This is a genomic window from Pseudarthrobacter sp. (assembly GCF_036675385.1).
In the GTDB taxonomy this organism is placed as follows: Bacteria; Actinomycetota; Actinomycetes; order Actinomycetales; family Micrococcaceae; genus Arthrobacter.
Map to the genome: position 1 here is coordinate 1 of NZ_JAKFFD010000068.1, position 2,289 is coordinate 2,289.

The 2,289-nt window shown below is 66.7% G+C and carries 4 protein-coding genes; 2 read left to right on the top strand and 2 right to left on the bottom strand.

Annotated elements, in window-relative coordinates:
• A partial coding sequence (locus V6M49_RS05480; RefSeq protein ID WP_332760481.1) for an urease accessory protein UreD occupies positions 1–611 on the top strand: 611 nt, incomplete at its 5' end.
• Entirely contained in the window at positions 612–1,673 is a 1,062-nt protein-coding gene (locus tag V6M49_RS05485) for a HoxN/HupN/NixA family nickel/cobalt transporter (RefSeq protein WP_332760482.1), read from the top strand.
• Between the two features lie 53 nt (positions 1,674–1,726).
• On the opposite strand, the gene arfB is transcribed toward V6M49_RS05485, so the two are convergent.
• On the bottom strand, positions 1,727–2,149 hold the full coding sequence (arfB, locus tag V6M49_RS05490) for an alternative ribosome rescue aminoacyl-tRNA hydrolase ArfB (protein WP_332760483.1): 423 nt from the start codon (positions 2,147–2,149) through the stop codon (positions 1,727–1,729).
• 9 nt (positions 2,150–2,158) lie between these two features.
• Positions 2,159–2,289 (bottom strand): type II toxin-antitoxin system RelE family toxin (locus tag V6M49_RS05495; RefSeq protein ID WP_332760484.1); only part of this gene is annotated, 131 nt, incomplete at its 5' end.

Consider the following 2,289-nt stretch of genomic DNA (forward strand, 5'->3'; position numbering starts at 1 on the left):
TCCTGCTGACCACACAGTCAGCGACGAAGGTCTACCGCACGCCCGGGAATCGCGCTGAACAGCGGACGCACATCCGGCTCGGCCCCAACGCGAGCCTGGAATCTGTGCCGGACCCGCTGATCGTCTACCGCGGGGCGACCTACCGGCAGGCCACCGTGATTGAGATGCACGGCAGCGCCTCGCTGGTGATGGCCGAGATCGTCACCCCGGGCTGGTCACCGGACGGCGCCCTGTTCGGCTACGACGAGATTCGTCTGCGGAACGAGATCTCGGTCGACGGGCGCCTGGCGGTGCTCGACAACCTGCTGATCCGCCCACTGACCGGTGCCGCCCCGATAGACAGCATGGCCTTCCTCGAGGACTACACCCATGTGGGTTCCCTCCTGGTCATGGATGCCCGCGTGGATGCCGCCCTGCTGACCGAGCTGCATGATCTGCTGGTGCCGCTTGCCGGGGGCTGCAACCTGGGCATGTCACTGCTCGACGGCGGCCTGGCCATCCGGGCCCTTTCCCGTGCCACCGAGCCGCTGGACGCCGTCATCCGGGCCGGCATCGATTTTCTGCGCTTCCGCTGGCACGGCCAGCCGCCTCTCAACCTGCGAAAGTACTAAATGAAAGCCCTGTTGAACCACCACGAGCGGGAAGCCCTCCCCACGGCCCGCCGCTTGGCGGTGACCTTCGCGGCAGTCGCCGCCCTCCATATCGTGATGCTGGCGCTGCTGGCCGATTCGCTGCGGACAAGCCACAACCCCGTGGTGCTCGGCCTGCTCATCACCGCTTACCTGGCCGGGGTGAAACACAGCTACGACTGGGACCACATTGCGGCGATCGACAACTCCACCCGGCGCTTCGCGGCCCAGGGCCGCCGCCCCGTCAGCGTGTGCTTCGCCTTCAGCATGGGACACAGCATGGTGGTTGTGCTTGCCGGGGTGCTGGTGGTCAGCGGCGCCGGCATCATTCAGGACGCGCTTAGTGACGGCTCGTCCGCGAACATGGTTCTGAGCATTACCGGGGCAACTGTCTCGGGGCTGTTCCTGCTGACCATCGGTGTCTACAATGCCGCCGCGTTCCGGCGCGCCGCGTTGCTGTACGGCCGGGTCAAGGAAGGTGCCACAGTCACCCGCGAGGAACTGGCACCGACCGGGCTCGTGGCCCGCCTGCTCGACAAACCGCTCTCCCACGTTAACCGCCCACGCGACATTTTTGTCCTGGGGTTCCTCTTCGGCCTCGGCTTCGACACGGCCTCGACCATCGCGTTCCTGCTCCTCACCGCGACGGCGGCCCTCGCCGGCATCTCCCCGGTTGCGCTGATGGCTCTGCCTTTCGGCTTCATGGCGGCGATGACGCTGTGCGACACGGTGAACGGCGTCGCGATGATGAAGATGTACTGTAGCGCGGTTGTGGACCCCCGGTGGCGTATCGGTTTCAACATGGTCATTACAGGTGTGTCCGCAGCTTCCGCCCTGTTCATCTCGGTGATCACCATCGCCGGCGTACTGCACGCGATGCTCGGACTCACCGACCCGGTGACCACTTTCCTTGCCGAGCTCGACCTTGGCCACGCCGGGCTGGTCCTTGTGGCGCTGTTGCTGTTCATCTGGGGTGCGCATACCTGGGTGCGCCGCGCCGGCGACGCCGCCTCAGCCACAACGCGCGGAAACCCGCAGGGATAGGGCCCGACGGCGGGACGGTGGCTTGGTCCCGCCAGCGGGACCGTTGGGCGGCGCTACTCGGCGGACGGCCGCTGCCGTTGCCGTTTGGTTGCCGACCGCTGTTCCTTGGCGGCCAGGCGGCGGCGGTTCGAACCCTGGGTGGGTTTGGTCGCACGGCGCTTGGGGCTTTCGGGTGCCAGGCCTTCTGATACGAGCTCGGTGAGCTTGGCCAGGGCGGTTTCGCGGTTGCGCAGCTGGGAGCGCTGCTCGGATGAGGCCACAGTGATCACGCCGGTGACGAGGCGTGGTCCGAGACGTCTCAGCAGCATCCCCCGCTGGTCATCCGAAAGTGCGGCGGAGCCGGCGATGTTCCATGAGAGTTCGGCGCGGCTGTCCGTCGTGTTGACGTGCTGACCGCCTGGCCCGGACGATCGCGAGAACCGCCAGCGGAGTTCCGACGCGGGAATCGTGAGCGCGGGCGACACCTCCAGATCCATAGGACCAGCCTAGTGCGCGTAGATGTCGCGCCGGTGGCCCATGGCGACAACCAGGACGATCAGCTGTGCGTCCCGGATCTCGTAGATGATCCGGTAATCGCCGGTACGGACACGCCAGTCGCCGCTGCTTCCGGAGAGTT

Excerpts from the sequence above, each read along its gene's own strand:
- V6M49_RS05485 (WP_332760482.1), top strand. The coding sequence starts at position 612 with ATGAAAGCCCTGTTGAACCACCACGAGCGGGAAGCCCTCCCCACGGCC.
- arfB (WP_332760483.1), bottom strand. The coding sequence starts at position 2,149 with ATGGATCTGGAGGTGTCGCCCGCGCTCACGATTCCCGCGTCGGAACTC.